At 76.6% G+C, this 334-nt stretch carries 1 protein-coding gene; it reads right to left on the reverse strand.

Going from position 1 to position 334, the window contains the following annotated elements; genetic code table 11:
• The coding region (locus tag AC559T_RS17915; protein WP_498869477.1) for a CurL C-terminal domain-containing protein at positions 1-334 on the reverse strand (334 nt) is incomplete at both ends.

Genomic DNA, 334 nt, shown 5'->3' on the forward strand with positions numbered 1-334 from the left:
GAAGACATTTCCGCGGTCGGTTCCGGCCTCCGCGTCCGGCCAGGCCGCCGCCGAGATCGCATCCGGGTCCGCGTTACCCGCACCCAATGCCCGCAACGCCCGGATCCGACCGTCCGGGGAGTCCGCGACCACGACCGCACGGTGCGCGAGACGCGCACGGGTGGTCGCCAGCGATCGGCCGATCCTCGCCGCAGACAGCTCCGGCCGCCCAGCGGCGAAGTCCGCCAGCCGGTCAGCCTGGGCGCGCAGTGCCTCCGGCGCGGCCGCGGACAGCGTCCAGGGGACTATCTGCCGGGCGCTCCCCGCCGGGGGCGCCGGAGCCGCCGGGACCTCG

Source organism: Frankia sp. Hr75.2 (genome assembly GCF_949319125.1).
In the GTDB taxonomy this organism is placed as follows: domain Bacteria; phylum Actinomycetota; class Actinomycetes; order Frankiales; family Frankiaceae; genus Parafrankia; species Parafrankia soli.